At 55.0% G+C, this 25,075-nt stretch carries 23 protein-coding genes; 8 read left to right on the top strand and 15 right to left on the bottom strand.

Going from position 1 to position 25,075, the window contains the following annotated elements:
- Positions 1-3: 3 nt before the first annotated feature.
- Positions 4-876: an NAD(P)-dependent oxidoreductase gene (locus L0666_RS03060; protein ID WP_235258361.1), complete on the bottom strand. Its 873-nt coding sequence runs from the start codon at positions 874-876 to the stop codon at positions 4-6.
- A gap of 112 nt (positions 877-988) precedes the next feature.
- On the opposite strand from L0666_RS03060, the gene L0666_RS03055 reads away from it, so the two are divergent.
- Positions 989-3,454 carry a penicillin acylase family protein gene (locus tag L0666_RS03055; protein ID WP_235258359.1) on the top strand — a complete coding sequence of 822 codons (2,466 nt, stop codon included), beginning with the start codon at positions 989-991 and terminating at the stop codon, positions 3,452-3,454.
- Positions 3,455-3,495: 41 nt separating this feature from the next.
- Here L0666_RS03055 and hflX read toward each other — a convergent pair whose 3' ends face one another.
- The 9 genes from hflX to dusB all read right to left on the bottom strand — a co-directional run bounded on the left by hflX (position 3,496) and on the right by dusB (position 15,309).
- A complete protein-coding gene (hflX, locus tag L0666_RS03050) occupies positions 3,496-4,791 on the bottom strand; it encodes a GTPase HflX (protein ID WP_235258358.1) in 1,296 nt (431 codons plus the stop codon).
- 2 nt (positions 4,792-4,793) lie between these two features.
- A complete protein-coding gene (hfq, locus tag L0666_RS03045) occupies positions 4,794-5,030 on the bottom strand; it encodes an RNA chaperone Hfq (RefSeq protein WP_216036857.1) in 237 nt (78 codons plus the stop codon).
- Between the two features lie 125 nt (positions 5,031-5,155).
- A complete protein-coding gene (locus tag L0666_RS03040) occupies positions 5,156-6,667 on the bottom strand; it encodes a TrkH family potassium uptake protein (protein WP_235258357.1) in 1,512 nt (503 codons plus the stop codon).
- A 24-nt stretch (positions 6,668-6,691) separates the two neighbouring features.
- Positions 6,692-8,068, bottom strand: coding sequence for a Trk system potassium transporter TrkA (trkA, locus tag L0666_RS03035; RefSeq protein ID WP_235258356.1), 1,377 nt, complete (start codon positions 8,066-8,068; stop codon positions 6,692-6,694).
- A gap of 65 nt (positions 8,069-8,133) precedes the next feature.
- A complete protein-coding gene (gene ntrX / locus L0666_RS03030; protein ID WP_235259547.1) occupies positions 8,134-9,540 on the bottom strand; it encodes a nitrogen assimilation response regulator NtrX in 1,407 nt (468 codons plus the stop codon).
- Between the two features lie 11 nt (positions 9,541-9,551).
- Entirely contained in the window at positions 9,552-11,768 is a 2,217-nt protein-coding gene (locus L0666_RS03025) for a sensor histidine kinase NtrY-like (RefSeq protein ID WP_235259546.1), read from the bottom strand.
- Between the two features lie 152 nt (positions 11,769-11,920).
- Positions 11,921-13,282, bottom strand: coding sequence for a response regulator (locus tag L0666_RS03020; RefSeq protein WP_235258355.1), 1,362 nt, complete (start codon positions 13,280-13,282; stop codon positions 11,921-11,923).
- On the bottom strand, positions 13,283-14,347 hold the full coding sequence (locus tag L0666_RS03015; RefSeq protein WP_235258354.1) for a two-component system sensor histidine kinase NtrB: 1,065 nt from the start codon (positions 14,345-14,347) through the stop codon (positions 13,283-13,285).
- Positions 14,344-15,309 (bottom strand): tRNA dihydrouridine synthase DusB, encoded by a 966-nt coding sequence (dusB, locus tag L0666_RS03010; RefSeq protein WP_235258352.1) that lies wholly within the window; start codon positions 15,307-15,309, stop codon positions 14,344-14,346. Before dusB ends, L0666_RS03015 begins: the two co-directional genes overlap by 4 nt.
- A gap of 160 nt (positions 15,310-15,469) precedes the next feature.
- On the opposite strand from dusB, the gene L0666_RS03005 reads away from it, so the two are divergent.
- The 4 genes from L0666_RS03005 (at position 15,470) to L0666_RS02990 (ending at position 18,907) form a co-directional block, all read left to right on the top strand.
- Entirely contained in the window at positions 15,470-16,609 is a 1,140-nt protein-coding gene (locus tag L0666_RS03005; RefSeq protein WP_235258349.1) for a bifunctional 2-C-methyl-D-erythritol 4-phosphate cytidylyltransferase/2-C-methyl-D-erythritol 2,4-cyclodiphosphate synthase, read from the top strand.
- Positions 16,606-17,106: a phosphatidylglycerophosphatase A family protein gene (locus tag L0666_RS03000; RefSeq protein WP_235258347.1), complete on the top strand. Its 501-nt coding sequence runs from the start codon at positions 16,606-16,608 to the stop codon at positions 17,104-17,106. The genes L0666_RS03005 and L0666_RS03000 overlap by 4 nt, the downstream gene beginning before the upstream one ends.
- The gene (locus L0666_RS02995) at positions 17,085-17,582 is read left to right on the top strand and encodes a CinA family protein (RefSeq protein ID WP_235258344.1); all 498 of its coding nucleotides are present in this window, start codon (positions 17,085-17,087) and stop codon (positions 17,580-17,582) included. Before L0666_RS03000 ends, L0666_RS02995 begins: the two co-directional genes overlap by 22 nt.
- A gap of 143 nt (positions 17,583-17,725) precedes the next feature.
- Entirely contained in the window at positions 17,726-18,907 is a 1,182-nt protein-coding gene (locus L0666_RS02990; RefSeq protein ID WP_235258342.1) for an ammonium transporter, read from the top strand.
- 62 nt (positions 18,908-18,969) lie between these two features.
- Here the strand turns inward: L0666_RS02990 and L0666_RS02985 are convergent, their stop codons facing one another.
- Both L0666_RS02985 and L0666_RS02980 read right to left on the bottom strand, forming a co-directional pair.
- On the bottom strand, positions 18,970-19,485 hold the full coding sequence (locus tag L0666_RS02985; RefSeq protein ID WP_235258340.1) for a GNAT family N-acetyltransferase: 516 nt from the start codon (positions 19,483-19,485) through the stop codon (positions 18,970-18,972).
- Positions 19,486-19,510: 25 nt separating this feature from the next.
- Complete coding sequence (locus L0666_RS02980) at positions 19,511-19,954, bottom strand: type II toxin-antitoxin system RatA family toxin (protein ID WP_235258338.1); 444 nt, start codon at positions 19,952-19,954, stop codon at positions 19,511-19,513.
- 83 nt (positions 19,955-20,037) lie between these two features.
- Here L0666_RS02980 and hpt point away from each other — a divergent pair, with 83 nt between their 5' ends.
- From hpt to L0666_RS02965, 3 genes are all read left to right on the top strand, one after another.
- Positions 20,038-20,598, top strand: a complete 561-nt coding sequence (gene hpt, locus L0666_RS02975; RefSeq protein WP_235258336.1) for a hypoxanthine phosphoribosyltransferase — start codon at positions 20,038-20,040, stop codon at positions 20,596-20,598.
- A gap of 98 nt (positions 20,599-20,696) precedes the next feature.
- Positions 20,697-21,146 carry a c-type cytochrome gene (locus L0666_RS02970; protein ID WP_235258327.1) on the top strand — a complete coding sequence of 150 codons (450 nt, stop codon included), beginning with the start codon at positions 20,697-20,699 and terminating at the stop codon, positions 21,144-21,146.
- Positions 21,146-22,015, top strand: coding sequence for a cytochrome c (locus L0666_RS02965; RefSeq protein WP_235258325.1), 870 nt, complete (start codon positions 21,146-21,148; stop codon positions 22,013-22,015). The genes L0666_RS02970 and L0666_RS02965 overlap by 1 nt, the downstream gene beginning before the upstream one ends.
- A 2-nt stretch (positions 22,016-22,017) precedes the next feature.
- Here L0666_RS02965 and L0666_RS02960 read toward each other — a convergent pair whose 3' ends face one another.
- The 3 genes from L0666_RS02960 to L0666_RS02950 are packed head-to-tail and all read right to left on the bottom strand — an operon-like array spanning position 22,018 to position 25,001.
- On the bottom strand, positions 22,018-22,854 hold the full coding sequence (locus L0666_RS02960) for an endonuclease/exonuclease/phosphatase family protein (protein WP_235258323.1): 837 nt from the start codon (positions 22,852-22,854) through the stop codon (positions 22,018-22,020).
- Between the two features lie 57 nt (positions 22,855-22,911).
- Complete coding sequence (lipA, locus tag L0666_RS02955) at positions 22,912-24,069, bottom strand: lipoyl synthase (RefSeq protein ID WP_235258313.1); 1,158 nt, start codon at positions 24,067-24,069, stop codon at positions 22,912-22,914.
- The gene (locus tag L0666_RS02950) at positions 23,970-25,001 is read right to left on the bottom strand and encodes a DUF6456 domain-containing protein (RefSeq protein ID WP_235258305.1); all 1,032 of its coding nucleotides are present in this window, start codon (positions 24,999-25,001) and stop codon (positions 23,970-23,972) included. Before L0666_RS02950 ends, lipA begins: the two co-directional genes overlap by 100 nt.
- Positions 25,002-25,075 lie beyond the last annotated feature (74 nt).

Below are 25,075 nucleotides of genomic sequence, written 5' to 3'. Positions count from 1 at the left end.
GGCTTAGCTGAAACCACGCAGACGTTTTAAAAGGCTTGATGTATCCCAACGTCCGCCACCCTGTTTCTGCACATCCTTATAAAACTGATCGACCAAGGCCGTGACCGGAAGCGATGCGCCTGTTTCATTCGCAGTATCAAGGCAAATGCCAAGGTCTTTGCGCATCCAGTCGACTGCAAACCCGTGATCAAACTTGTCATCCAGCATGGTTTGATACCGGTTCTGCATCTGCCACGATCCCGCAGCCCCTTGGCTGATCACTTCGACCACTGCATTCCCGTCTAGGCCCGCCTGCTCGGCGAAATGTAATGCTTCTGATAGGCCCTGAACCAAACCCGCGATGGCAATCTGGTTGCACATCTTTGTCATCTGGCCTGCACCGCTGTCACCAATCCGGCGGCAGATACGCGCATATGCGCCAATAATGGGCTCAGCGGCTTCATAGACGTCCGCGTCGCCTCCACACATGACAGAAAGCACGCCGTTTTCGGCCCCTGCTTGCCCGCCAGAGATGGGCGCATCAACGAACGACAATCCGCGCGTCGCGGCATCGTCATACAATTCGCGGGTGACTTTGGCCGACACTGTCGTGTGATCCACAAAGACGGCGCCTTTGGACATTGTTGAGAACGCGCCGTCCTCACCAATGCAAACAGCGCGCAGGTCGTCATCGTTGCCGACGCATGCCATCACATAGTCTGCACCCTCGGCCGCGTCCGCAGGCGTGGCGGCCATTGCTCCGCCATTTTCCGCGACCCAAGCTTCGGCCTTGGCCGTCGTGCGGTTATAAACCGTTACGTCATGGCCCGCCTTCACCAGATGCCCCGCCATCGGGTAGCCCATGACCCCAAGTCCCAAAAATGCGATTACTGCCATGATCTCTCTCCTGCTTGCATAAGAAGTGCTGTTAGAAGATAGGTAACGGACCCTTAGCGGGCGTCAACCAGTTGCACGCCTCTCCACATCCCTTAGGGCAAAGGACTAGACTATGGCGTTGATCTTTCGATGGCTCATTCGACTCGCTTCGGCGTTGATTATGTTGGCTGTGGCGACGTTTGCGCTGGCGTATTATTTCGCCTCCCGTTCCCTGCCCGACTATGATGGCACCGTTGAGGTTGCTGGCATCAGCGCGCCAGTGGAAATCGTGCGCGACAACGCCAATGTGCCCCACATCTTTGGGGAGACAGACGAAGACGTGTTCTTTGCGCTCGGCATGGCCCATGCCCAAGACCGCCTGTGGCAAATGACAATGCTACGCCGCACCGCCCAAGGCCGATTGTCAGAAATCTTTGGGGAACGCACGCTGCCGATCGATAGCCTGATCCGTCGTCTTGATCTTTATCCGTTGTCCCAGTCTTCTGTGCAGGCTTTGGACGATGAAACGCAGGCCGCTTTGCGGGCTTATTCGGACGGTGTGAACGCTTGGATTAATCAGGTGAACGCAGGCGCTCGTGGGCGCGGCGCACCAGAAATGTGGATGTTCAACCACGCCATCGCGCCTTGGCAACCTGCCGATTCCGTTTCGATTATCAAACTTATGGCCGTCCAGTTAAGCAGTCATCTCGAAGAAGAAGTACTACGCGCGCGTACCTCTCTGCTTTTGAATAATGATGAACGGTTGAATGACATTCTACCGCTTACACCGGGGTCTGGTCTTGCGGCGTTGCCGAATTACGCAAGCCTGATGCCGAATGTTCCGTCCTTTACCCCGAACACGCGTATGGCGTTTGACCCGATGTCGCCAGTTGTGCCGCGCAATCTTGCGGGTGCATCAAATGCTTGGGCAGCAGGTGTGAACCGCTCTGCCACGGGGTCGACCTTGTTGGCCAATGACCCACATCTTGGCCTGACGGCTCCGTCGATCTGGTATCTGGCACGCTTGGAACTGTCCGAGGGCGGTGTCATCGGCGGCACCATCCCCGGTGTTCCCGTTGTGATGCTTGGCCGCTCATCGAACCTTGGTTGGGGAATCACGTCCAGTTATCTCGATGATCAGGATATCTACATCGAAGAAGTGAACCCCAGCGACGCCAGCCAATACCGCACCCCTGACGGTTGGGCGTCTTTTGAAACGCGTGACAGTATTATCCGGATCAAAGACGCGCCATCGGTCACGTTGCAACTGCAATGGACAGTCAACGGCCCTGTTCTTCCGCCCAGCCAGTATGACCTCGCCTCGATCCGCCCTGCTGGGCATGTGACGGCATTGGGTTGGACTGCGCTTTCTGGCGAAGACACAACCATTCAGGCTGCGATGGCCCTGATGCGCGCTCGCAATGTCGAAGCAGGTATCGCGGCCGCAGAAGATTACGTCGCGCCCAGCCAGATGCTAACGCTGGCGGATCGCAATTCGGTCGGCCTAAAACTGATCGGGCATGTGCCAAACCGCAGCCCAGATCACGTGACACAAGGGCGTTTGCCGCACTTTGGTTATTTGCCGCAAAATCGCTGGGACGGACGACGACCTTATGACACCAACCCTGAGTGGATTGATCCAACAGGTGGCATTGTCGGCAACACCAACAACAAAGTCGTGCAAGAACCGTTTCCGGCACACGTCAGTTTCATGTGGGGCGACAGCCAGCGGGTCAATCGCTGGCGGTTGCTGATGCAGGCCCGCGAAGTCCACACCCGCGACAGTTTCATTGAGGCTCAGTTAGACACCGTAAGTTACACAGCGCGGTCTATTCTGCCGCTAATCGGCGCTGACCTTTGGTTTACGGGCGAAGCAGCGCCAGATGGCACGCCAGAACGCTTGCGTCAGGATGCGCTCGCCCTATTGGGCGAATGGAACGGTGAGATGAACGAACACCTACCCGAACCGTTGCTGTATTCTGCTTGGATGCGTGCATTGCAGGATCGATTGATCCGCGATGAACTGGGACCGTTGTCGCGTGAATTCACCCATGTTGAGCCGTTGTTTATTGAACGGGTGTTCCGCAATACGGATGGTGCTGCTGTGTGGTGTGATGTTCTGCAATCCGCACCAACCGAGACCTGTAGCGACATTGCACGTATCGCGCTGGATGATGCCTTGATCTGGGTGGCCGAGAACCACAGTGATGCGCTAGAATCCCTGCGCTGGGGCGATGCCCATGAGGCCACACATGATCACGCAGTCCTTGGAGAAGCGCCTGTGCTACATTGGTTTGTCAACATTCGTCAATCAACGTCAGGCGGCGACAACACCTTGATGCGTGGTCGTACCAGCGGCGACGGAGAGCATCCGTTCCAGAACGTTCATGCCGCAGCCTACCGAGGCGTTTATGATTTCGCGGACCCTGACAGTTCGGTATTTATCACGTCGACTGGTCAGTCAGGGCATTTCTTGTCGCGCCACTATGACGACCTTGGGGATCTGTGGCGGCGTGGGGAGTATATCCCGATGTCGTTGGATCCCGCTTTGGCGCGCGGGGGTGCTGTTGGCATTACGGTCTTGCAGCCAGCGCAATAGAGTTGGGGGCTAGCCCCCAGACCCCCAAGGTACTGAAGTTGTCAGGCGTCGTTGAAAGCGTCCGGGAACTGCTTTTCGAATTTCGCCTGCTGGACTGGTGTCCAACGAATATCCAATGTCCAACCTGTGTCGGTCTGCTTTTCGGATTGAATAACGGCCTCGCGCTGTAGCCAGCTTTGTGCGCCGCCTTGGGCCCAATCCAGTGTCAGGGTGACCTCGCGGGTTTGGCCCTTGAGTTGGTTTGCAACTTCTTCAAGAAGAGCATCAAGCCCCTGCCCTGTAACAGCTGAAATCGGGAAGGTCGTATCGTCTGATCCCTTGGTGGCACGCAGGTAGTTGGCGTCTTCTTCGGGCAAAAGATCGATTTTGTTTAAAACCTCGATCATCGGCACATCGGGGTCAACTTTGAGCTGTTGAAGCGTTGCTTTAACGGACCGGTTCTGTGCGTCCGTCTGCGCATGGCTAATATCGCGCACATGCAAGATGACATCAGCCTCGAGAACTTCTTCAAGCGTGGCGCTAAAGGCCGCAACAAGCTGTGTTGGCAGCTCAGAGATAAATCCAACCGTATCCGATAGGATGACTTCGTCACCACTTTCGAGTTCCACGCGACGCATTGTTGGATCCAGTGTGGCGAACAACATGTCCTTGGCCATGACGTCAGCGCCAGTCAAACGGTTGAATAGCGTGGATTTACCGGCGTTCGTATAGCCAACCAAAGCAACAATCGGGAATGGCACCTTTGCGCGCGCCTTACGGTGCAGCTCTCGGGTTTTAACCACTTTCTCGAGGGATTTCTTCAGGCGGTTCAGTTGTAGATCAATGGCCCGTCTATCGGCCTCAATCTGGGTTTCACCGGGACCACCCACAAATCCAAGACCACCACGCTGGCGTTCAAGGTGGGTCCAAGCCCGCACCAGACGTGTCCGCTGATAGGACAATGCGGCCATTTCTACCTGCAGTACACCTTCACGGGTGCGCGCACGGTCGCTAAAAATCTCGAGGATCAAGCCCGTGCGATCGAGGAGCTTTACGCCCCACTCTTTTTCCAGATTTCGCTGCTGTACGGGGCTAACAGGCCCGTCGATCAGAACAAGGCCAGCCTCGGTCTCTTCGAGCCAGTCGCCAATTTCCTTAATCTTTCCTTTGCCAAAAAGCATCCCTGGATGGACTTTAGGCAATCTAATGACTTCTGCCCCGACGACGTCCAATTCCGGCAAGGCATGCGCAAGCGATACCCCTTCATCAAGGGCCGCTTGAGCGTCTCGGCGCATGTGGTCGGACTTAATCTCGGGGTGCAGAACGAAGGCCCGCGTCGCGGACCGCTCCTCACCCATGATTAGGCTTCTTCGCCGTCATAAAGACTGATCGGTGTTGATGGCATGATTGTGCTAATCGCGGATTTATACACCAATTGGCTTTGACCATCGCGGCGCAACAATACACAAAAGCTGTCAAACCATGTGATGACGCCTTGCAGTTTCACACCGTTGATTAGAAAGATCGTGACCGGAACTTTCGCTTTTCGCACATTGTTTAGAAATGCGTCTTGCAGGTTTGCTTTGTCTGAGGCCATTTTATTCCCCGTCCCTTATTGTTCTTGTGGCTGACGTTGCAGCCATTTTTCATCCATCCTTTCGCACTATGTCGCGATGGCTTCTGAACATCCACCCCCAAAAATAAGGATGCTATGGCAGTGTGTCAGCGACGCCAGAACCCTGGATTCAGCAATGCGATGATTGCGAGCGCCTCTAAACGGCCCAAAACCATAGCAAAGGCCAGCACCGCTTTGGCAAAGTCAGGCAAGCCCGCATAGGAAATTGGCGTCTCGCCAGCGATGGCGGCCAAGGGCCCAGTGGTCGACAAAGCGGCAACCGCGAGAACCATAGCAGTTTCGAATTGCACGCCAGACAAGGCCAGCAGAACCATCACCGCTGCAATTGAGATGGTGAACAACATAAAGAAGATCCACGCGATTTGCGCCCCGTGACGGCGAATTTGGCGGGCTTCGGCGCCCGCGCCACCAACCGATGACGGGTGCACCAGCCGTTCAATTTCGCGTTGGCCATGCTTCCAAAGAGCATAGACCCGCAACAGTTTGATCCCGCCTGCTGTTGTGGCCACTCCGCCGCCGATCAGCGATAGCCCGACTAACATCAACCCCGGTGATCCAAGGCCAGACCAATTGCGCGTCGCCGACCAATCGGCGGATTCAAAGCCCGTCGTGGTGAGGAAGCTGGTTATTGTGAACAGCGCACCCCAAACGGCGCGGGCGGCTTGCTGTGCGCTGTTGATGGCGTCGGACTCAAAGGCGATCAGTGCGTGGCGAACGAATAGAACTAGTGTCAAAAGGCTAATCAGGCTTAGGGCCATCCGGAATTCGCTGTCTTTATGGAGGGGCCTCATTTCGAGGCCCGACAACCCGCGAGAGAAAGAGACACGCGACAAAGCAAAGACCATGAAAACTAAGATCACGAACTCTCCCGCGAACCCAGCCGGAGAAAAGATAACACCCCCGACGGGTGAAATGCCGGACGTCGCCAACACGGACATTGCATGACACAAGGCAACAAACGGCACTTCTCCTGTGGCGGTCAACATCAGCCAGACCATCAAAGTTAACGCAGTATAGAGTGGCACCAGTTTTGCCCCGAAACGGATCAAGCGTTCTGATGGGTCAGAGACCCGCCCGATTTGCGCATAGGTGCGATCGCCCGTCCCCATCGCACGGACTTCGAAACCGCCGATGTTCAATGGAGCAAGGATCGAGATCGCCGCGATCCAGATCAGCAAACCGCCCAGCCATCCCAAAAAAGCACGCCATAAATGCACCGATGGTGGCAGATCCCGCGGGCTGTCATAAAGGGTCGCCCCCGTCGTTGTGATCGACGAAACCGTTTCAAACCAGGCCTCAAAGAACGTCATTTGCGGCACGGCTTCATACATGGGCACGGCCAGCATGATTGGCAGAACCAGAAAGGCGGCCAAAAGGGACATTAAATACCCGCGAGAGCGGTGTCCTTGGGTATAGTTTGCCGTCGCCAGAGTTATGAACAAGGCCAAAACAAAGAACAAAACCGATGAATGTAAGAACGCCCGCCCGACGGTGTCATCGTCAATCACGAACGCATGGATAGATGGCACCAGCATCGCCAGCGCGCCGATCCCCATAAGGACAACGGAAAACGGTCGCCTGAACAGCGCCTTAATCATGGGACACCTGCCCGCGCACGGCCATTAGAAAAAGTCGATGGACACTTGTAGAAGTGCCTCGACCTCGGCCACTTGGCTGGCCATGGCAAAGATTGCGACAACATCGCCTTCGTCAATGCGCAGGTCACCCCGTGGCTTGTGCATCTTGCCTGCTTTTAAAACACCGCCAAGCAGAACGCCTTCTGGAAAGTCGATGTCGCGCAAACGTTTGCCCGCAATCGGACTTGTGGTGAGAACCTGTGCTTCGATCACCTCAGCTTCGGCATCACCGACGGAATAGACAGCGCGAACGCGTCCGTGGCGGATGTGACGCAGGATTGAGCTCACGGTGGTTGCTCGCGGGTTGATATAGGCATCGATATCCAGCGGTCCCATCAGTGGGACCAGCGTTGGATCATTGGTCAGACAAATCGCCATAGGGCAACCCAAGCCCTTAGCGCGCACGGCGGCCAAAAGGTTGGTTTTATCGTCATCGGTTACGCACAACACCGCATCGGCGCTGCTGATGTTGGCTTCTTCCAGCAACCGAGAATCCAGCCCGTCGCCATTCAGTACAATCGTCCGTTCCAAGGCGTCCGCGGCATGTTCCGCGATTTCGCGGTTGCGTTCGATTACGCGTACCCGAACCCGTTCTGTTCGGGCTTCAAGGGCGCGGGCCACGGCTAGGCCCACGTTCCCGCCGCCGATCACAACAACCCGTTCCAACGTGCCTTGTGTCTTACCGAAAATCTCTAGGGTGCGGGCCATGTCGCTGTTTTCGGTCATGACGTAGCATTCATCACCGGCGAAAATCTGATCGTTTGCGCTTGGAACGAACAGCGCTCCGTTGCGCCGAATGCTAATAACCACGGCCTTAAGGGTCGAGAATAGGTCGCTTAGCTGGCGCAACGGCGTATTGATGACAGGGCAATCTTCATCAATCGAGATTCCCAGCAATTGGGCCTGACCTTCTAGAAACCGTTCTGTGTCAAAAGCCGCAGGCGCCGCCAAACGTTGCAACGCCGCTTCGGCGACTTCCATTTCCGGCGAAATCACAACATCAATCGGTAGGTGGTCGCGCCTATAAAGGTCGGAATAAATCGCGTTCAAATAGCTCTGGCCACGAAGACGTGCGATTTTGCGCTGCACAGCAAAGACCGAGTGCGCCACCTGACAGGTCACCATGTTGACCTCATCGGAATGGGTTGCCGCAATGATCATATCAGCATCGTTTGCGCCAGCGCGTTCCAGAATGTCTGGATAACTCGCAAAACCAGCGATGCCTTGCACATCCAACGTATCCGTCGCACGGGCGACGAGTTCGGGGTTGTTGTCAACGACGGTGACGTCGTTTCGCTCCGACGCGAGGTGACGGGCGATTTGCCACCCCACCTGACCTGCCCCGCAAATGATGACCTTCATGGGTTACCCTTGAATGGTTGCGATTGGATTGTGGTGACAGAACAGGTCACGACGGTCAACTCTGGTTATGCTTCTGCGTCGTCTTCAATATAGGCAACACGTGCACCCGCCTTATTGGACGTAACAACCCCTAAGGTCTTGAGTTTACGATGCAAAGCAGACCGTTCCATCCCGACAAAGCTGGCTGTACGGCTGATATTTCCGCCAAAACGGTTGATCTGTGTCAGCAAGTATTCCCGTTCAAACAGCTCTCGTGCTTCGCGAAGTGGCAAAGTCGCAAGGCTGCCAGACAGCAACACGCGGCCTTCCTCGGACGGACCTTCGTTCTGATTTGGTAGCTCTTTGGCCTCGATCGGGCCGGTTCCGTCGCCAAGGATCAAAACCCTTTCCATCACATTCTTTAACTGGCGGGCATTGCCGGGCCATTGCATCGTTTGCAGCAAGGCGTCGGCCTCATCGCTAATCTCTCTGGCGATCAGTCCCTGAGAGGCATTCAGCTCGGAAATGAAATGCGCAGCAAGCAAAGGAATGTCCTCTCGGCGTTCTTCAAGGCTCGGAACATGGATCGGCACGACGTTAAGGCGGTGATACAGTTCTTGGCGAAAACGGTCTGCTTCAATTTCGACTTGCAAGTCTTTGTTAGTGCTTGAAATAACGCGTACATCTACCTGTACCTTATCCACTCCCCCAACGCGTTGGAACTTCTGGTCAACCAAGACGCGCAGCAGTTTTGTCTGGGTGCCGAGTGGCATATCCGCGACTCCGTCGAAGTATATTACCCCTCCGTTGGCCTCTTCCAACAGACCGCGCTCAACACCGCGTCCTTCGGTTTCACGCCCGAACAGGGTTTCTTCCATGCTGTCTGGTTCGATCGACGCACAATTCACGGAAACAAACGGCATATCCGCGCGGTCGGAATTGATGTGAATGTAGCGTGCGGCCGTCTCTTTGCCCGCGCCACCTTCACCCGAAAGCATAACCCGACCATTTGACTTGGTGACCTTTTCCAACTGGCTGATCAGTGTGCGAAACGCAGCACTTTCACCCAACATTTCGGAGGGTGCAACATCCGTGCGTTTCAATTCGATGTTTTCCCGACGCAAACGGCTGGTTTCCATGGCGCGGCGAATAACGACCATTAACTGGTCAATATTGAACGGTTTTTCGATAAAGTCGTAGGCACCTTGTTTAATCGCGGCGACGGCGATCTCGATGTTACCGTGGCCGGAAATGATGACGACTGGCACTTCTGGGTGATCCCGTTTGACTTGCTTGAGAATGTCGATCCCGTCCATCCGGCTGTCCTTCAGCCAGATATCAAGGATCATCAGCGCAGGCGTTTCCTGTTCGATCTGAGCCATGCACTCATCCGACGTACCAGCCAAACGCGTGCTAAAACCCTCGTCTTTCAAGATGTCCGAAATCAATTCGCGAATGTCGCGTTCATCGTCGGTAATCAGAATATCGCCCATAACAGTGGTCCTCATGCAGTTTCTTTTATCGGCTGCGTTGTGGCAGCCTGGATTGGAAGTGTGATGACAGCCATCGCGCCGAAACGCGTGCCACCATCAAAGACGGGCGCATCCGTTAACGTCAGCGTTCCGCTATGTTCATCTATGATTTTCTTTACGATTGGCAGGCCGAGCCCCGTGCCCTTGTCACGCGTCGTGACATAGGGTTCAAACAGCTTGGCGCGGTCTTCTGGTAGGCCGATCCCATTGTCCGCAATGGTAATTTCGGCAACATCATTTCGCAGCGACATTGCGATCTTGATCTGCGGCGTGATGTTGAGGTCAGGCTCTTTTTCTCGCAAGCTTTCAATTGCTTCGCCTGCGTTCTTAATCAGGTTCGTCAGCGCCTGAGACATCATCGTGCTGTCCAGATCCGCCCAAACCTCACCCGTAGGGATATCGCTACTGAACGTCACATCTGGCTGACCCGCATCTTGCAGAGTCACTGCATCGCGCAGAATATTTGCCAGATCATGGACGTGACGGTCAGGTTCCGGCATCCGCGCGAACTTGGAAAACTCATCGACAATGCGGCGTAAGTCATTGGTTTGGCGTACGATAACGTCTGTAAGTTGCTCAAGGTCACCCGGAACCTCGACTTCCTTACTAAACTTGCGCTTAATCCGCTCGGCCGACAGTTGGATCGGGGTTAGTGGGTTCTTGATTTCGTGGGCGATCCGACGTGCAACATCGCCCCAGGCCGCCATACGCTGTGCTGACACCAGATCGGTCACGTCCTCAAAGGCAACAACATAGCCTTCCAGAGAGTCATCCTCGCGCGAGCGGTGGGACATGCGCACCAAGAGGCTCTCTTGTTTCCCGCCACGAACAAGGTTTACCTGTCCCTGCACCACAGATTTGCCTTCTGACGTCATCTCATCAAACAGCGCTGCGAACTCGGGAACGGCGACTGACAAGGCTGTCTGTGTGCCCCCATCCACCTCAAGCAAACGCCCTGCCGAGCGGTTTACAAACGTTACACGCCCTTCTTCGTCCAGACCAACCACGCCTGACGGAACCGAAGACAAAACGGAATCAAACAAGCGCCTGCGCCGTTCAATCTGTCGTGTGTTGTCCAACAGTTCTTCGCGTTGCGTGCTTAACTGTTCGGTCATTTGGTTAAAATAACGCCCCAGTTGCGCAATCTCATCTTCGCCGTCTTCTTCCCGGACGCGCACGGTCAAATCACCGGAACCAACCCGCTGGGATGCGCCAACCAAACGTCCGATGGGACGTGACAAGCGTTCCGCAAACCAAAGACCCACCCAGACGGCAGCAATGATAAGGATCAGCGCGAAACCCAAGTAAATTAGACCAAACTCGAACAGGACCCGACCGCGTTCGTCCTCCAGTTGGCCGTAGAGCACCACGGTTTCTTGAGTGTTGTCCAACAAAGCCAAAATTTCGCCATCGACTTCACGCGTGACGTAAAGATACTTCTCGTTAAAGGCTTCTAGCGGGATCAAAGCGCGGAATTCGTTGTTGGAATAGTCCTCGATAATGAGCATGCCGATCTGGCGGGCTTCTGTAAGTTGTTCCAGCTCGGGGCGCTCAAAGTAGAACTCGTAGGACTGCTCCCCCCTCGCCCAAATTTCGCCAGCGGAATCCAGAACAAACACTTCTGTCAGCCCACGCTCGATTTGGGGCTGGACCCGAGCAAGCGCCTGTCGGACTTCGCCACTTTGCATGAAGAATGTCTGTAGACGTTCGGTGTTTAAAAATCCGGCCAGTGCAATGCCGTCGCGGGCAACTTCTTGGCGGTGTTCTTCTTCGTAGGCTTGGGCGGCGGACAGAGAATTGCCTAAAACATTGCGAACCCGTTCAGAAAACCATCCCTCAAGCCCGATATTGATGGTCAAAACAGCAAAGACCGCAACGGCCACGGTTGGGATCAATGCCAAAAGGCCGAACACTCCGGTCAATCGTAGGTGCAACCTTGAACCCGCGGACTTGTTGCGTCGCGCCGCGATCATGGCAACCACGCGTGAGGCAACCAAGGCAGCAATAATCAAAACGTAAATAATATCGGCCAGCAAAATCAGCCGTAGAACGTCTGTGCGGCCTGTCTGGTCAAGCGGACGCAGAGCCGTGATCGTCAGGATCACCAGAACAGGTGCCAACGCCACCAGCAACACAGTAGAAGCGTTGCGAACGCTGCTCTTGCGGCGCCAGCGCGAAAACGCCAGCATTGCTGTACCAATAAGGGATCGCTGCACGCGAAAAGCCCCACTTCCTAGGGGCTTATTAGGTGCTATTTAGCACCCCTTCGCCCACCGCCTGTTGATGTGATCCTGCCCTGAACCCAAGAGTGGGGCCAGAGGGTCACGGTTATGTTGCCCTTTTACATCATTTTGCGGCGGCGTGTCACGTGGATATCCAGCTCTGTGATCTTTTTTCTCAAGGTATTGCGGTTGATGCCAAGAAGCTCGGCACATTTAGCTTGGTTGCCGGAGGTCGCATCTAACGCGATTTCAAGCAATGGCGCTTCAACCTCGCGCAGAATGCGCTGGTAAAGGCCGGCTGGCGGAAGGGTTCCGCCGTGCAGATCAAAGTAGCGTTTCAGGTGCTGGGCAACTGAGCCTGACAGCTTTTCAGATGATCCAGTTTGCAACGGTTCGATCGCGGGTTGCGAACCAAGAACTTGTTCCACTTCGGGGCGATGAATTTCGGCGTTGCTGGACGTCACAACCAAACGGTGCACTACGTTTTCAAGTTGGCGGACGTTTCCTGGCCAAGTGTAGGCCCGCATTAGATCAATGGCACTGCTGCCCAATTGACGTGGCGGTGTGCCCTGCTGTTCAGCGCGTGCCAAGAAGTGTTGCGCCAAAAGCGGGATGTCATCGACGCGATCGCGCAACGGCGGCATCGACACTGTTACCCCTGCAAGGCGGTAATAGAGGTCTTCGCGCAATGTGCCATCCTCAAGCGCCTGCATCAGGTCATTGCGAGATGTGGCCATGATACGTGGCGCAGTTTCGCCCAAGGCATCTAACATGCGCACGATACGCGCTTGCATTGCTTCGGGTAAGTCAGAGACTTCGTCAAAAACCAAGCTGCCGCCCTTAGCGCGCGACAGCAGCGCCTGTGGGCCATCCATGCCTTCTAAGTCGGCGGCGTTCGCCACGACATAAGGTTGTGTGCGACGATCAGAAAAATCGTGAATGGCTTTGGCGATTAGGCTCTTGCCCGTGCCGCTTTCCCCTGTCACCAAAACGGACAAGGGTGTGTTCATCACACGCGCGACCAGTCGGTACAGCGACTGCATCGCGGGCGTGCGCCCGACAAGCGGCAGATCGTCAGGTTCCGCGTCATTCACCAAGGCCGCAGGTGTGCGGCGCGGTTTCATCTCAAGGCCACGCGCCGCCCGTTTCATCAAATCCGGTAAATCGAACGGTTTGGGCAGGTAGTCATAGGCATCGGCTTCAGCGGCTTTAATTGCTGTCATGATAGTGTTCTGCGCGGAAATCACGATCACAGGCAGGTCAGGCCGGATGGCGGAAATCTGTGGTAGTTGTTCAAGACCATTCCCGTCGGGCATTACAACGTCAGAGATCACAAGGTCACCCTTGCCTTCTTCGACCCAACGCATAAGCGTCACCAAGCTAGACGTCGCATGGACTTTACAGCCTGCCCGCGTCAACGCTTGTGTTAGAACGGTGCGGATTGTGCGGTCATCATCCGCGACGAGTACTGTGCCATCCATCTAGTTCTCTCCTTGGTAATCTTTTGGAACGACGGGCAACGATACCCGAAAAACTGTGCGACCGGGGACGGAGGAAACGGTGATCATGCCACCCACATCCGCCACCAGTTTGCCGACCAACGCCAACCCGAGCCCGGTGCCGTTCTCTTTGCCGGACACGAAGGGCTCGAACACATCCGCCGCAATGTCGGGCGGCAATCCAGGGCCATCGTCAATGATCTCAATCTGAAGAGGCAGCCGCGCAGACGCGCCAGTGCCGCCCTTTACCCGCAAAGACGGGTCGTAAAACGTATGAAGCGTGATCGATCCACCCGCTGAACCCGCTTCAGATGCGTTCTTCAGAAGGTTCAAAAGCACTTGTAGCAGCTGGTCAGCGTCTACCAAAGCAGGAGGCAGGGACGGATCATACTGTTCGATCATCATCATGTGAGCACCGAACCCGACAGACGCAGATTGTCGCGCGCGATCAAGGGCATCATGAATGTTCACTGGGGCAAGGTTTGGCGCCTGAAGGTTTCCAAACTGTTCGACCTGTTCCAGCAGGCTTACGATACGGCGGGATTCTTCTACGATCAGATCGGTCATTTCGCGATCTTCAGTCGACAGTGACATCGACAATAACTGTGCGGCACCTGTAATTCCCGCAAGTGGGTTCTTGATTTCGTGCGCCAGCATTTCGGCCATGCCGATTGCTGATCGTGCGGCCCGTGCGGACTGAGTTGATTTGTTAAGGCGGGCTGCTGTCTCTGTTGGTTCAAACAGCATCAGCATTTGATCGTCTTCGCCAACCATCGGCGCGAACTGGATGTTACACAGAACTGGCGGACGTTCACCGCTGCCCACATCAACGTCATTGACAGACAAAGACGAGCGGTTCGCAGACGCCCGTGCGTACGCGCCTTCTAGTGGAGCGTCGATCATCACTTTATCCCACAAGGACGCACCAAGAAGTGATTTTGTGGACAGGTTCAAAAAGCTCTCAGCGGCAGGGTTGCTGTCGGCGATTGTATCGTCTTTGTTCAGCAACAACGCTGGTACGGGTAAAGAGGTCCAAAGCGCATTCATGCTGCCAGTGCCTCCGGCAGAAGGTCGAAAACCTTCGCTGTGTCGCGTTCCGTAAGCACCGCTTTGCGAAGCGCAGGTTCTTGCGTGATCTGATCCATATACCAACCTAAGTGTTTTCTGGCGACTTTGCCGCCCAGTTCAGTTCCGTAAAATGAAAGCATCGCGTCGTAGTGTTGTAAGACCATGTCGATAAAACCCCGCCCGCTTGGAGCGTTTGGAATAGGGGCACCCGCCAGCTGCGCAGCCACCTGTGCCAAAATCCAAGGTCGCCCTTGCGCGCCGCGCCCGATCATCACGCCATCCGCACCAGACGCCGCCAATGCGGCGCGCGCTGTCTTGGCATCAACGATGTCGCCATTGGCGATCACTGGAATGCGCACCGCATCCTTAACCTTGGCGATGGCATTCCAATCGGCGTGGCCCTTATAAAACTGGCACCGTGTTCGCCCATGGATCACAATCCGTGCAATGCCCGCGTTTTCCGCGCGAACAGCCAGATCCGCCGCATTCAGCAGCGCATCGTCCCAACCCAGACGCGTTTTTAACGTGACCGGAATATCAACGGCATCAACCACGGCCTCAATCAGTGTCAATGCATGATCCAGGTCGCGCAGCAATGCTGAGCCCGAATAGCCATTCGTTACCTTTTTGGCCGGACAGCCCATGTTGATGTCGATCATTGCGGCCCCATTGGCTGCGACGTGACGGGCGGCCTCTGCCATCCAATAGGCGTCGCGCCCCGCAAGCTGCACGGCTGTTGCGGCTTGATCAAAACCAAGTTCTGCTTTCTCGCGCACGCCGGGCTTGGCTTGAACCATTTCCTGACTCGCTACCATTTCAGAGACAACCCAACCCGCACCGAATGACGCCACCAGTTGGCGAAACGGCAAATCCGTGATTCCGGCCAACGGCGCGAGCGCGACGGGGCTATCAGGATCAGGTAAGGGCATTTGTTGTGTCATGGGCATGAATTAGCGCGGCGATGGTAAGACCTCAAGGAAAGTGAGTTCAAATAATAGGCGGAAAACACCACTTGCACAATTTTTAAGCACTCACCCTTAATCCCTTCCCCATTTCCGCGTGACTGACTAGAACCACCCCAAGACACACAAAGGAATTTTCATGACAGTGGACGCCCTTATCGTTGCAGCAGGACGCGGAGCTCGCGCTGGCGGGCATGTCCCCAAGCAATGGCAGCTCATTGCCGGGAAAACTGTTGTGGAACACACGCTTGCGGTATTTGAAAGCCATCCGCGCGTTGGCCGCATAATCCTAGTGGTGTCGGCCGATGATCTTGAACATGTCGCCGCTTTGGGCCTCGAGAACCGCGCCCAGATCGTCATTGGTGGCGCGGAACGCTCGCTTTCTGTCCTCGCGGGATTGGCCGAAGCGCAAGCAGATATCGTGTTGGTGCATGACGCTGCGCGGTGCTGCCTGCCTGCCAAAGTAATTGATCGCGTTTTGAACGCACTTGAAACCTCACCCGCTGCAGCGCCAGCTGTTCAAGTGTCTGATACTCTTTGGCGCGGCGAAGATGGGGTTGTGACAGGGCTTCAGGATCGCAATGGCCTTTATCGGGCACAAACCCCGCAAGGGTTTCACCTTGATGCGATCCGCACGGCCCACGTCAAATATGGGCAGGGTGCAACCGATGACGTTGAAGTCGCCCGTCGTGCGGGGCTTACTGTTGCAATCGTCGATGGCGATGAGCGTAACCTCAAAATAACAACACCCGCGGATTTTGACCGCGCCGCATCCCTTCTTTTGGAGCCACAAATGATCCCAGATATTCGAACCGGAAACGGTTTTGACGTTCACCGTTTCGGCGAGGGCGATCACGTGGTGCTCTGCGGCGTGAAAGTCCCACATGAGCGCGGTTTGCAAGGCCATTCAGACGCCGATGTGGGTATGCATACGGTAACGGACGCGATTTATGGCGCTTTGTGTCGTGGTGATATTGGCCAACATTTCCCACCCAGTGATCCCCAATGGAAAGGCGCAGAAAGCCATATTTTCCTGAGCCACGCGTGCGGCCTTGCCCGTGATATGGGATTTGAAATCACTCATATGGATTGCACTTTGATTTGCGAGTTCCCCAAGATCGGGCCAGTCGCACAGCCCATGCGCGCCCGCATGGCCGAGATAATGCAACTGGATATTGATCGTGTTAGCGTAAAGGCCACGACCTCGGAACGGCTCGGTTTTACTGGGCGCGGCGAAGGGATCGCTGCCATCGCAACCGTAACATTGGTGAAGACATGAAAGACACTTGGGCAAAAATCACAGCGACGGTGTTCTACGTCGGCTACATGAAACCTGCTCCGGGTACATGGGGGTCACTGGCCGCCCTGCCCTTAGCGTTGTTGATCTATTGGATCGGCGGCTTTTGGTTGTTCCTGATTGCTATCCCCGCAGGCTACATCAAGGGCTACATCGCGACGAAGTGGATGACTGAAGGTGCGGATAATCACGATCCGTCCGAAATTGTCATCGACGAAGTTATCGGACAGTGGATCGCGCTCCTTCCAGTGTTTTTCGGTGCGTACTGGGTGAATGCGGATGTCCTCGGCCTCTGGCCCGGTTGGGTTGCGGCGTTTGTGTTGTTTCGCCTGTTTGACATCACCAAACCCGGCCCCGTCGGTTGGGCGGATCGCAAAGACAATGCAACTGGTGTGATGTTGGATGATGTGATCGCTGGTGTGTTTGCAGCACTCTTTGTGGTTCTTTTGGCCATCATATGGCACGTGTTTTTGCTGTGAGCCTTGCACAAGAAATTGTTGAGCTCGCTATTGCCAAAAGCGTGATCCTAACCACGGCCGAAAGCTGTACCGGCGGCATGGTGAGTGCTGCACTCACCGATATTGCGGGCAGTTCCGCAATGTTTGAGCGCGGCTTTGTCACCTATTCCAACGCCGCTAAAGTTGAAATGCTGGGTGTTGAACCTCTGACATTGGATCAGGTCGGAGCTGTTTCTGAAGAGGTTGCGGCCCAAATGGCCCATGGTGCACGTCGCGCTGCGAAGGCGGACATCGCGGTATCGATCACAGGTATTGCTGGTCCGGGCCCGTCCGAGCACAAACCCGAGGGGCGCGTGTGTTTTGGTGTGGCAACAGCGGATGGTGTTCAGGCCGTAACGCATGACTTTGGTGCATTGGGCCGCGGCCAAGTCCGCGAGAATAGCGTCCAAACAGCGCTCGAGCTTTTGAATGCGGCGCTGATTCAGGATTGCTCATAAATTAGCCGTTAGCACCAAATCCCGCCTATTTACGCGGCATTTTTAATAAAGCGGCAAATTTAAGCAGCATGAGTCCTTCGCGCCCCTTTTTAAGGCAGTTCGTTTACGATTAACCGCCCCAAACGAAAAAGGGGAACGGAACAATGAACGCAGCGGACACCGCTTGGATACTCGTCGCAACAGCCTTGGTGCTGTTTATGACCCTGCCAGGGTTGGCTTTATTTTACGGTGGCCTTGTGCGCGCCCGCAACGTGCTGAGCGTATTCATGCAGTGTTTCGGAATTGCCTGCTTGATGTCAGTACTTTGGCTGGCCGTTGGGTACTCCATCGCGTTCGGCGACGGGAATGCCTACTGGGGCGGTCTCGGCAAGGCTTTCCTCAATGGTGTGACCGAAGACACTATGTCGGGCAACATCCCCGAAGTTCTTTTCTTCGCATTTCAGATGACCTTTGCGATCATCACACCAGCTCTGATTGTTGGTGCATATGTTGAACGTATCGGGTTTGCCTTTGTGATGACGTTCTCGGGACTGTGGATGCTGATTTGCTACGCGCCTGTTGCTCACTGGATCTGGGGCGGCGGTTTGTTGGCTGGCGAGGAATGGTCCTTGTTCCCGAATGGCGTTAACGATTTTGCCGGCGGCATCGTGGTTCACCAGACAGCAGGTCTTGCGGCTTTGATCGTTGCGTTTTTCTTGGGCGGTCGGTCTGACAAATCCAAGCCTCCTCATAATCCTGGTATGGTCATGATTGGTGCCGCGATGCTTTGGGTTGGTTGGTTCGGCTTTAACGGTGGGTCTGAATTGGCGGCCAACGGGTCTGCCGCAATGGCAATAACTGTCACGCATTTGTCTGCGGCGACTGCTTCCCTGACTTGGGTTCTTTGGGAACGTATTCGTTACGGTAAATCGTCCCTCGTGGGTCTGGTGACAGGTACGATTGCGGGCCTTGCTTCTATTACACCTGCTTCTGGTTCTGTTGGCCCAATCGAAGCACTGATCATCGGTGCTGTTGCTGGCGTCATGTGTCAGGAGCTGTGTTCCATCGTAAAGAACACGCTGAAGATCGACGATACGCTGGACGTTTTCGCGGTGCACGGTGTTGGCGGTATGTTCGGTATCATTATGCTGGCTGTCTTTGGCCACGCGGGCTGGACGGAACAGCTTGGCGGTTTGGCAGTTGTCGGTGTTTGGACAGTTGTCACAACGGTTGCGATCGTTCTGGTCGTCAAGGCGATCTTCCCGATCCGCGTCAGCCAAGAAGACGAACACACAGGCCTCGACCTGTCGTCCCACGGCGAACGCGCCTACGACATGAGCAGCTAATTCAATCTGCTAACAACACAAAGGGCGCCCTAACCGGCGCCCTTTTTCGTTCTTGGCTTCGCTTATGGCCGAGTGTGGTGCCAGATTTCGGCGTCCGGTTCATGAGCCGCGCGTGTTCCGTCTGTGCTGGCACCAAGCCGTTTTGCCACCGCTTGTGAGCGGGAGTTGTCGCAATCGATGTAGCTGTACAGTCGATCAAGACCTAGATCCCCATAGGCCCATGTCTTGACCGCCGTTGCGGCTTCGGTGGCAAACCCTTTGCCTTCGGCACCTTCAAACAGATGCCAAGCCAATTCAACGTCCGGCCAGTCGACATGTTTGAGTAACCCCACGCGGCCAACGGGTTCATCTGTCGCTTTGTCCACAACAATGAAGAACCCAAACCCGTGCCACTGCCAGTGGCCGATACCGGCAATAAAGCCAAACCATGCTTGTTGCGCCGTACCGGTTTCGCCCTGTGCGGCCAGCGACGGGGCGCTGGTCATGAAGCGGGTAAAAGCTGGCAGATCACTCCGTTCGGGCCCTCGTAGGGTCAACCGTTCGCTTGTTAACGTCGGGGCCGTTGTGAGGGATTGCATGGCGCGCCTTTCAGTACTGGTCCTCTTAACCGTAGAGTTCTTTGGCGCGGGTTTCAAAGGCGCGCACGATGGTTTGCATCGCTTGATTAAAGAACATGCCAGCGGCGCCTTGCAAAAGTTTATTCTTGAATTCGAAGTCTACTTCAAAGTGAACGTCGCAACCGCCTTCTACATCTTCAAATCGCCACGTGCTTTCTAGAAACTTGAACGGGCCGTCGATGTAGGCGGTCTCTATCTTACGCTCTGCAGGCCAAAGCACGACACGACTGCCGAACTTTTCGCGAAAGACCTTAAAGCTGACCACAAGGTCGGCCAACATCACCTCGTGGTCGCCCTCATCATTGCGCGATCTTATGCGGGCAGCGGCGGTCCATGGCAGGAACTTTGGATAATTCGCCACGTCCCCGACGAGGTCATACATTTGCGCCGCTGAGTACGGCAGGTGTTTGGTTTCAGAATGGGCAGGCATTGGTCGCTTTCACGGGTGACATTGTTGAACCATGTCGTATGGTTTGTGCGGAATTTCAAGCAATTGCACAAGGTCCGGCCCGAATGACGCAAGCAAACGACACCGCCCCCGCATCTCCGCCATATGTGATTGACGTGATGATCTCTGCTAAATCGATCGCAGCAAGGATCGAAGATCTGGCAAAAACCATTCAGAGTGAATTCAAAGACACCGATAAGCTTGTTGTGGTTGGCCTGTTGCGCGGATCATTTGTGTTTATTGCGGACCTCGTTCGCGAGCTGGACCTTCCGGTCGAGGTCGATTTTCTTGAGGCTAGCAGCTACGGCGACGGCATGGAAAGTTCGCGTGAAGTGCGTATTCTCAAGGACTTGCGCGGCCAGATCGAAGGGCGCGATGTGTTGGTTGTCGAAGACATCGTCGACACCGGCCATACGTTGCATCAAGTGATTGATATGCTCAACACCCGAAAACCTGCGCGGCTTCGCTCTATTGCGCTTCTCGATAAACCATCACGCCGCGAGGTCGACATGAAAGCCGATTGGACCGGCTTTGAAATCCCTGATGAATTCGTTGTCGGTTATGGAATCGACTATGCGCAGCGAAATCGGAATCTGCCATTTATCGGTAAAGTACGGTTTACCTAGTCACATCGATTGTGCGTAATTGCACATAAAGTTGAATTTGAAACCTACCCTTCCATGTTACCGTTCTCATGATTATTCACTTTTATGGAGGCCCAATTATGAAATCCCTTTCTCTTCTTGCTGGCACCGCTGTTCTTGCGGTTGCCACGATCGCAACCGCACACGCTGACGAAGATATGCATCCTACTGTTGTTGCGCGGCACGCTCAAATGCAGCTTTACGCGTATAATGTTGGCATTCTGGGTGGAATGGCACAGGGCAAAATTGACTATGATGCCGAAGCGGCGCAAACGGCAGCCGACAATATGGTGGCCCTAACGTCAATGAACACGGCGAGCTTCTGGCCTGAAGGAACCGCCGAAGGCACCAAGGCCCAACCTGCTATTTGGGAAAACTTGGATGACTTCATGTCCAAAGGCGAAGACCTTGCGTTTGAGGCTCAAGGTATGGCCGACGTCGCGGGCAATGACCTCGCCAGCCTTCAGGGCGCGATGGGCAACCTTGGTGGCACCTGCTCCGCCTGTCACCGCGAATACCGCGCACGGTAATGCGTAAAAGAGCCTTCGTCTTAGCTGTTGGCGTAGTTGGGGCGGCTGTTGCGTTTTACGTAACGGCCCCTCAAGACCTTGACCCAAGAGTCCTGACGGATGCCCCGTTTGAAAGTGACCCCGCACGCGGTGAACTGGTGATGGCCGCAGCAGGCTGTGCATCGTGTCACAGTGCTGAAGGCAGTGACGCTTTGGCCGGGGGTAAAGCCTTTGTCAGTGATTTCGGAACCTTCTATGCGCCCAACATTTCGACCGACCCAGATCATGGTATCGGGGGCTGGACGGATTATGAAATCGTCAACGCGATGATGGCTGGCGTGTCGCCAAACGGCGCACATTATTACCCCGCATTTCCCTACACGACCTATTCAAAGATGACTCCGCAAGACGCGGTGGATCTTATCGCCCATCTGCGGACCCTGCCCGCTGATGCGACCCCGTCGCGGGATCACGATGTCGGGTTTCCCTTTAACATCCGTCGCAGCCTTGGCGGTTGGAAGTTCTTGTTCGCAAGCGATGATTGGGTTGTCGCGGACGCCCCGACACCCGAAATCGAACGCGGCCGTTATCTGGTTGAAGCATTGGGCCACTGCGGCGAATGCCACACTCCGCGTAACATCCTAGGTGGTACGCAAACGGCTCAGTGGTTGCGCGGCGCGGCGAACCCATCTGGCGAGGGTCGCATCCCGTCTATCCATCCCGATGACCTTGGGTGGAGTGAACAGGACATCGCCATTTACCTCGACAGCGGTTTCACACCGGATTTTGATAGTGTGGGCGGTGAAATGGTGGACGTAGTTGAAAACACAGCACAACTGCCACCAGAAGACAGAGCCGCCATCGCGGCTTATCTGGTCGCGCTGCCTTAAAATCAGAAATTCAGTACCGTGAACGACACCGGCGCGTGGTCGGACATTGACGCGATCCATGCATCGCGTTGTGAGCCCGCTGGCAGTAAAGCCCAGCCCCCGACGTTTGCCTCATGCCCATTGGCGTCTGTTTCAATGGTCATGTTTTCGTCCACATAAACGTGATCCAAATCGCTATCGGGATAACTGCTGCCAGTGCCGTTAGAAAACGTATGTGGGTGGCTTTTTACTAACGGGCGCAACCCAACGCGGGCAAATCTTTTGTTGAGTCTTATGATTTCGGCGTCGGCATCAAGATCACCATCCGAATCCGTCAAAACCATCCCCATCGTGTTTAAATCGCCCAGAACGACCATACCGCCCGACGCATCCCCTTGTGCGACGGCGATCTTGTTGATGACCTTCTTTAGGCTGCTAACCTTTTCAAACATCGATACTCTCAGCCCCCAGCCCTTTGGGTCGCTGCCGGATTTGAAGTGTCCAAACAGGATTGGAAGATGTTTGCCGGTATCAGACGTAATGGTCAAAAGCGCCGCGGGCCGTAGATCAAGGTTGTTCTCTTTGAACTCCCCTTTCTGCGTGATGAATGCACGCAATGTCTTTTTGAACCCGATGAGAATTTCCTGAACTTGCCGCCCTTCGGTCAGCATAAAGGTATAGTCCGTCATTCTCTGGGCGATAATGTTAAAACTCTCCGCGCCTTCAACTTCAAGCAAGCCAAAGACATCGGGGTCTTGTGCCTCAAGCTCTGTAATTACGCGGTCAACGCGTCCGGCTTTTGCAGCCGTTTTGGTGCCGCTAAAATGTTCGACGTTCCATGTCAGTATTTTCAAATCCATAATCGCCTCCGTCCATAATGGGCAAAGGTTAGGCGATTAAGGCGGTTCAACCTAGGGTTAAGAGCCGTGCTTATCCATCCGCGCGGCGCGAAGTTTCGCGAAATCATCGCCAGCGTGGTAGCTGGATCGCGTCAGAGGCGTGGCAGAAACCATCAAGAAGCCCTTGTTATAAGCTGTCTTTTCATAGGTTTGGAATTCTTCAGGCGTCACGAAACGATCCACTTTGTGGTGTTTCGGTGTTGGCTGCAAATACTGACCGATGGTCAGGAAATCGATATCAGCCGCGCGCATGTCTTCCATTACTTGCGTCACACCTTGTTTGTCTTCGCCAAGGCCAACCATGATCCCAGATTTGGTGAACATCGTCGGATCGAGCTCTTTGACGCGCTGCAAAAGACGCAGGGAATGGAAATACCGCGCACCGGGGCGCACTTCTGGATAAAGCCCTGGAACGGTTTCAAGGTTGTGGTTGAAAACGTCAGGACGCGCTTCGACCACGATCTCAAGAACACTTGGATCACAGCGGATGAAGTCCGGCGTCAGAATTTCAATGGTGGTGTTCGGGGATTGGCGACGCACGGCACGGATGGTCTGCGCAAAATGTTCCGCGCCGCCATCTTCTACGTCATCGCGATCCACAGAGGTAATCACAACATGGTTCAGGCCCAATTTCTTAACGGCATCCGCAACACGGCCCGGTTCAAAAACGTCCAAGGCTTCTGGTGGCTTGCCGGTCGCAATGTTGCAAAAGGTGCAGGCCCGTGTGCAAACTTCGCCCATAATCATCATGGTCGCATGACCCTGAGACCAACATTCACCCACATTTGGACAACCTGCTTCTTCGCAGACTGTTGTCAGTTTGTGCTCGCGCATGATGTCGCGCGTGTCCATGTAGCCTTCGCTGACGGGGGCCTTAACACGGATCCAATCTGGCTTTTTGGGCTGCGGCGCATCTGGGCGCCGCTGCTTCTCAGGGTGACGTTGGGCCGGAATCTTCAGATCACGCGTGGTCATGTGGGTCTCCTCTTGCGACCTATCTAGGCCGTTTGAGAGGATTTGTCCAAGGGTCTCAATGCACTGGGTCGCGGGTTTGTGCGCTGTGCATATCGTGCAGCTTAGCCAATCTTTGGACCGAGCCCGCCGACACCTTCGTAATGTAAAACCAACCGCTGCAATGCGATCCGCAAAACGACCTTGCCAGACCGCGCAGCCCAACCCATTTGCTTTTCTGTCGTTTCAAGTCCTTCAAGCAAACAACAACACCGCAATGCGATCGCCGACAATCCAGGTCCCAGATACGAGAGTGCTTTTGCGACTTGATCCGCCGAGGGGTTTTTCAACCGCTCAATGGGTTCATGTGCCTCAATCTTGGCCAGCATGCTGTCCCAGTCCGGTGACGTGTCTGTACCCATAGAACGCCCGACCAAGGACAGCTCGTAGCCTTCTCGTAAACGTTCGGCCGCCTGAACCATACTTCGGTTGATGAAGGGATTGCCATCCAGATCTTTGCGCCGTGAAAGGGCAAGAACTGGGCTGTCTTGCGTGGCTGCGCGCACAGGAACCGGTTTTTCATCCCATGTTCCGACGCCTTTGGGCGCACCAGTAAAGCTGGCAGGTCCTTCGGCCATTTCACGGGCGTTGTTTTCGGACATGGCCGTAAGTTCGCGCAGTGCCACACGTCCCCCGGCAGTGATCCGGTAGCGCAAAACCCGCGTCGTTGTTTGGCCACTTGAAATCCACCCTCGCAACGCCAGTGTCGTCGCCGTTTGCATAGGAAGCTTGCTGCTGTGGTCTGGTTCACCTGTCGGATTGTCCTTTAGAACGACGCCTTGATCCATTCCTAACGCGATAGCCAAAAGTACATCCGGCGATGCAAGGCGGCGGAGCGCCTGCATCAATTCAAGAGAGGACGGCGTCAGGGCGTTTGGCCCCTCCTCCGCTAAAATCTTGATTGCCCGATCAACAAGTGGATCATCCCGTCTTTGTTCGACCTTGCGAACCTGACGCATGATTGTTGACGGATGACAGTTCTGCCCACGTGCCAGCACACGAATTGCCTGTCCCATTTCTGTATGAAAAATGTAATTGCGCACCTCAACAGGCACCCATGATGGGATCGCGCGGTTTGCGCGTCTGCTCTCGATCATTTTGTTTCCCAATTCCCTTGCCTAACGACTGCCCCGCCAAGCCCTGCAATCTTGGCGGGCAATTGTTTCCGTTT

Origin of the sequence: Octadecabacter algicola, from assembly GCF_021532625.1 — a bacterium.
GTDB lineage: Bacteria > Pseudomonadota > Alphaproteobacteria > Rhodobacterales > Rhodobacteraceae > Octadecabacter > Octadecabacter algicola.
The sequence above is the reverse complement of the archived record's forward strand: the minus strand, read 5'-3'. Positions and strand labels throughout refer to the sequence as shown.